At 34.7% G+C, this 366-nt stretch carries 1 protein-coding gene; it reads left to right on the forward strand.

The window, feature by feature from the left end; all coding sequences use genetic code 11:
• Positions 1 to 30: 30 nt before the first annotated feature.
• Positions 31 to 366 (forward strand): hypothetical protein (locus tag CJF42_RS26455; RefSeq protein WP_212668884.1); only part of this gene is annotated, 336 nt, incomplete at its 3' end.

Raw genomic sequence — 366 nt, forward strand, 5'->3', positions numbered from 1 at the left:
TTGAATATAGCGCACCCAAAGCAAAAATTCATGATTTGTGGTGATGGTTTAATGTCTCACCAACCGATGATTGAAGAAACACTTAGGGCAGGAAATCACTACTTATTTGTCGCTAAACCGGGCGATCATAAATATTTAGTTGAATGGCTTGATGCTTTTAATGTACTGCCAAGCACTGAGTTTGTTGATGTAAAAGGCAATACGCATATCTATACGTGGCAAAATAATGTCCCACTTAATGGCAATGAAAAAACAATTAACGTTAATTGGTTTCAATATCAATTTAAAAATGTGAAAGGAAAAATCACTAAAACTCATAGTTGGGTTAGCGATATAGAGATCACGTTAAGTAATGTCGAAAAGATG

Source organism: Pseudoalteromonas sp. NBT06-2, assembly GCF_002276045.1.
Taxonomy (GTDB): Bacteria; Pseudomonadota; Gammaproteobacteria; order Enterobacterales; family Alteromonadaceae; genus Pseudoalteromonas.